The organism is Candidatus Micrarchaeia archaeon, from assembly GCA_041650355.1.
GTDB lineage: Archaea > Micrarchaeota > Micrarchaeia > Anstonellales > Bilamarchaeaceae > JAHJBR01.
Genome location: JBAZLI010000073.1, coordinates 1 through 4,587 on the forward strand (window position 1 = coordinate 1; position 4,587 = coordinate 4,587).

General features: G+C 56.6%; 5 protein-coding genes. 2 read left to right on the forward strand and 3 right to left on the reverse strand.

Annotation, left to right across the window (positions count from 1 at the left end; translation table 11 throughout):
* On the reverse strand, positions 1-253 hold a 253-nt coding region (locus WC488_04655; GenBank protein ID MFA5077690.1), incomplete at its 3' end, for a hypothetical protein.
* 142 nt (positions 254-395) lie between these two features.
* Here WC488_04655 and WC488_04660 point away from each other — a divergent pair.
* Positions 396-1,139, forward strand: coding sequence for a ZIP family metal transporter (locus WC488_04660; GenBank protein MFA5077691.1), 744 nt, complete (start codon positions 396-398; stop codon positions 1,137-1,139).
* On the opposite strand, the gene WC488_04665 is transcribed toward WC488_04660, so the two are convergent.
* On the reverse strand, positions 1,125-3,410 hold the full coding sequence (locus tag WC488_04665) for a hypothetical protein (GenBank protein MFA5077692.1): 2,286 nt from the start codon (positions 3,408-3,410) through the stop codon (positions 1,125-1,127). The two genes, WC488_04660 and WC488_04665, sit on opposite strands and share 15 nt — an antisense overlap.
* A gap of 62 nt (positions 3,411-3,472) precedes the next feature.
* Between WC488_04665 and WC488_04670 the strand changes: the two genes are divergently transcribed.
* Positions 3,473-4,255, forward strand: a complete 783-nt coding sequence (locus WC488_04670; GenBank protein ID MFA5077693.1) for a pyrroline-5-carboxylate reductase — start codon at positions 3,473-3,475, stop codon at positions 4,253-4,255.
* On the opposite strand, the gene WC488_04675 is transcribed toward WC488_04670, so the two are convergent.
* The coding region (locus WC488_04675) for an MFS transporter (protein MFA5077694.1) at positions 4,256-4,587 on the reverse strand (332 nt) is incomplete at its 5' end.

The following is a 4,587-nucleotide window of genomic DNA, read 5'->3' on the forward strand; positions in this document are numbered from 1 at the left end:
CGAGGCCCATCCGGAAATCCACTATGTCCTCGGTGGTTTTTTTCCCAGGAATCCAGCTCTCGGGGGAATCCATGAGCGCGGTGTCCCCGTGCACTTGGGCTATCATCGGCCCGGCATAAACCTTGGGGTAGTTCCAGCTCCCTATGAAAACCGAGGGAGGGGTGCTTCCTTCTAGCTCCTTGCCTACGCTCACGGATTTCATGGGCATTCTGGAAGTGAGCTTCTTGAGATAGGCGCCTTTCAAGCCGGCCATACATGGGTTAGGGGGAAGCAGAATAAAAAGAATTCGGAGGGTGCGTTCCGCTGGCATCGGTGCCTGAGCGGGGTTTCCCGCACGCCCAATTCTGAAAAGCATTATAAATCGGGCGACGCCCAATAAACCCGTTGTGGTTTGAATGAGCTTTCTGGACGTCACGCTCGGGGCAGGAATGGCATTCGTTGCAACCGCCCTGGGCGCCGCTGGAGTTTTCGGGATGAAGAAGACCCAGCCCAGGCACTATTCACTCATTCTCGCATTTGCCGCCGGCGTGATGGTGTTCTCGGCCGCCGAGATGCTCGGGCAGTCTTATTCCGAAGCCGGGCAGGCATACGCGCTCGCTGGGTTCCTGTGCGGCATGGCTGCCCTTCTGCTCCTGGAGCGGATGCTCCCGCACGCGCACGCGTTCCTGAGCAGGCGGGAAATTGGCCATCCCGGGAAAAAGGCGGTGCTGGTGGCCGGAACCATAGCGCTCCACAACATACCAGAGGGATTCGCCATAGCTTCGGCATTCGCGCTCTCGCCTACGCTCGGATGGGCGGTATCTGTTTCCATCGCGCTCCAGGACATTCCTGAGGGGCTGGTCACCTCTGCCCCGCTCGCTTATTACGGTCTGCCGGTGAGAAAATCCTTCCTGTGGGGCGCATTCTCGGGCCTCGTGGAGTTCCTGGCTGCGGTTTTCGGCTATTACTTCCTGTCTTTGGTGAGAGGCGCGACGCCGTTTGCGCTCGCATTCTCGGCAGGTGCCATGGCCTACTTAGTGTTCTTCGAACTCCTGGGGGAATCAATCAGGAACGGGGGGCCGCACAAGGCCGGGCTGGCTTTCCTGGCAGGCGCTGCGGCTGCGCTGTGCATAACCGCGCTGCTCTCATTCGGCCTTTGATTTCGCAGTAAGGAGGCTCAGGGCTGCGAGCGTCAACAGCAGCGCGGCAGGGGCGCATGCGCTCTTGGGAGGCAGCGCCTTGGCCTCGGTGGACGCGTCGCCGAGCATGAACGTGTACGTGCCTTCCCGGCTGGCCTTGAAGATGTAGGTCCCGTTCTCGTCGCTCCTGAACGCGTAGGTGTTGTTTATCGGGTCTATCACGATGAATTCAGCCGAGGCGCGCTTTCCGTCCACTGTGGTGAATACAGTCAGTTCTGCGCCAGTCTCCACCGTGGTCGCGTTCAGGGCTATGGATTGGGACTGATTACCGGACTGGTTGGATTGGGTGCATGAGCTTACCGTGAGCTGCGCGGTCTTGTTCAGGTCAGGCAGGGATATCGTGTAAGCACCGGGCTCGGCCTGGAAAACGAATATTCCTGAGGAATTCGTCTGGCCTTCGAGCGTGGCGTTCCCTGCAACTTTCACTTTCACCGAAGGAAGGGGCGCGTTGCTCTGGTTGAGGACCCTGGCCATGCCCATGCTCTGGTTTCCTTCGCAGTAGGAGGATGCTTCTAGTTTGGGCTGAACAGCGTTGGTCGCGTTGGATGAGTTCTGCCTGAGCTCGAACTTCCACGTAAGCGTGGTGTTGGCGTTGCCTGCCAGATCAACGCATTCCACGTACCACGAGTAATTCCCGAATTCCCGCGCAGAGTACCCGTATTCAAGTGAATGCGCCGAATTGGAATTGAGCTGCACGAGCTTGTAGAAACTCGAGTTGGATGGAGATTTCATGTATAAGGAGCAGTTCACTCCTAAGCTGATGTTGTTGTCATTGACATTCCATTTGAGCGTCTGCGAGTAAGGGGCAGCATTGGCCTGGAACGCGGAATTGTTCGCAGGACCCTGGAGCGAGACCGAAGGCGCAGCGCTGTCCACCGCTGGCGCTTTCAGCGTGAATTTCCATACCGAACTGGTGTTGGTGTTGTCCAGGCTGTTCGTGCAGGAGACGTACCACGAATACACCCCATAGACTGCGGCTGCATAGTCGTAAGTAAGCGTGTTCTGGGAGATCACTTCTGTATGGTATCTATTAGAGTAAGAGGACTGCAGCGGGTTCTTCACGTAGAGCGTGCAGTTCACGCCGTCCGCGATGTTGTCATCGTCAACGTTCCATCTGAACGTCTTGGTCAGGGGGAGTGCTTCAGTTTCCGTGGTGCTCGCGTTCGAAGGCGCCTGGAGGACCAGGTATGGGATCGACTCTTCCACGCTGACTTCCCCAAGCGTGAACTCCCAAGTCCCCGAAACTGTTGGATTGCCAGCGGTGTCAGTGCAGTTCACGTACCATGAGTATGCGCCGTATTCGTCGGCGTCGTAAGCATATTCCAGGTTATGCGAGGAGTTCGTGCGCTGGCTGGACATCTTTGAAAAGTCCGATTCCGATGGAATTTTCAGGTATGCAGAGCAGTTCACGCCCAGCGAGAAATTATTGTCGCTAACGTTCCATTTGAGCGTCACGGTGTGCGGCAGGTCGCTGTCGGTTATTGTGGTGCCGTTGGTGGGAGTCTTGAGCGTGATTCCCGGAGGCGTGGAATCGCTGTTGTCCGTAAGGCTGAATCTCCTCGTGCCTGTGGTGTTGGAGTTTCCGGCTGCATCCGTGCATGCCGCATACCAGTAATACGTGCCGTACGCGTTAGCTTCGTAGTCGTAACTCAAAGCGCCCGATGAAGAAGTGGGAGCTTCGTTTATGGAAGAGAAATCCGGATCAGTCGGTGATTTCAGGAAAAGGGAGCAGTTCACGCCGTCAGCTATCCTGTCGTCGTTCACGTTCCAGGAAAGCGTCTGCGTGAACGGGAGCGAAACTGCCTGGGAGCTTCCGTTGGCCGGGCTCTGCAATGAGACTGCGGGAGCCGCATGGTCGCTTGTGTCAGTCACTACGAAGGACCATGGGGTTGCGTCCTGGGTGAGGTTTTCCACGTCGCTACAGGACGCGTACCAATCATAAGTGCCGGACAGGTCTCCAGAATATTCATAACTCATGCTGCCGGTGGTCGTGGGCGTGGTGGAAACCGGGGACGATGGACCTCCTGGGGCAGTTACATATAGGGTGCAGTTAACGCCGTCGGTAGTGAGATTTTCATCATCAACGCTCCAGGAAAGCGCCTGCGCGAACGGAAGCGTGGAGTTTATTGAAGCGCCGTCTTCAGGGCTCACAAGGGTTACTGTAGGCGCTGCGGCATTGGAAATGCCGAGCAGAAAAACCAGCAGAAAAATGGATTTTTGGATTTTTGACATGCGGAAACATCAGATACATTGTTTTAATATTTTTGCAATTTCAAGGGTTGTGGGGTGGGGTTATGGGGAACAGGAGGATTGCGATAATAGGCGCTGGAAGGCTGGGCTCTGCACTTGCGCTGGGTTTTTCGAAAAACAGCGCAGTGGTCGTTTCGGACCCGGACAAAGGAAAACTGAAGGCGCTGGAGCTCAGGAACAGCAGGATTTCCGCGGCCCGGAGCAACCAGGAGGCGATTTCCGGGTGCGGGATTGTGGTGCTTGCGCTCAAGCCGGACATGGTTTGCGCCGGGGTGCGGGCGCTCCTTCCTGAAATTTCGGAAAAACTAGTGGTTTCGTGCGCGGCAATGGTCAGCATAGGCGAAATCGAGAAATGCGGGGCCATGAAAGTAATGCGCGTGATGCCCAACGTGTGCGCCGAGGTAGGGGAGGGGTTTTTCGCGTGCGCGCCGGGAAAGGGACTTACGGAAGATGAGACCAAGATGCTGATTGGGCTGTTCTCGGATTTGGGGATATGCGAGAGGATGGAGGAAAGGGATGTGGAAGCGATTACCGGAGTTTCCGGTTCAGGGCCTGCTTTCTTCGCGTATTTCGCGAAATCTGTTTTCAGGAGCGCCCTTAAGGCGGGGCTGCCAGAAAAAGAGGCGAGGGTTGCAGTAGCGCAGACCATGCTGGGCACTGCGGAACTGCTGCTTGCTGGGAGGGACTTCGACGAAATCATTTCAAGAGTCACTTCGCCGGGCGGGACCACGGAGCAGGGGCTCAAAATGCTCGAGCAGGGAAATGTGAGTGGAAGAATAGAGGAAGCTGTTTCTGGGGCGATAAAAAAGGCGCGGGAAAAAATCTGATTAGTTCCTGCAGCAGACGGCGAATGCAATTGATGAGGCTGCGGCTATCGCCGCTGCGGCAAGGAATGCCGCAGGCGCCCCGAAGGAAGCCCAGAGCACTCCGGCAGCCACGCTGGCCGGAAGGTAGGCGGCGCCTATGGCTGTGTTGTACGCGCCGAGAGCAGTGCCCCTTTTTCCCTCAGGGGCGAGGTCTGAAATGTATGCCTTGTTCACCGATTCGTCTGCGGCAACGAAAATCCCGTATATCGCGAACAGCGCCGCGAAATGAATCCACTGGGTCGCGAACGCGAATCCTACGCATACGATCGCGTAAATCCCGAAAGATGCTGCTA

What these genes read in the sequence shown, in the direction of transcription:
- WC488_04660 (MFA5077691.1), top strand. Translation starts at nt 396, where the DNA reads ATGAGCTTTCTGGACGTCACGCTCGGGGCAGGAATGGCATTCGTTGCA.
- WC488_04670 (MFA5077693.1), top strand. Translation starts at nt 3,473, where the DNA reads ATGGGGAACAGGAGGATTGCGATAATAGGCGCTGGAAGGCTGGGCTCT.
- WC488_04665 (MFA5077692.1), bottom strand. Translation starts at nt 3,410, where the DNA reads ATGTCAAAAATCCAAAAATCCATTTTTCTGCTGGTTTTTCTGCTCGGC.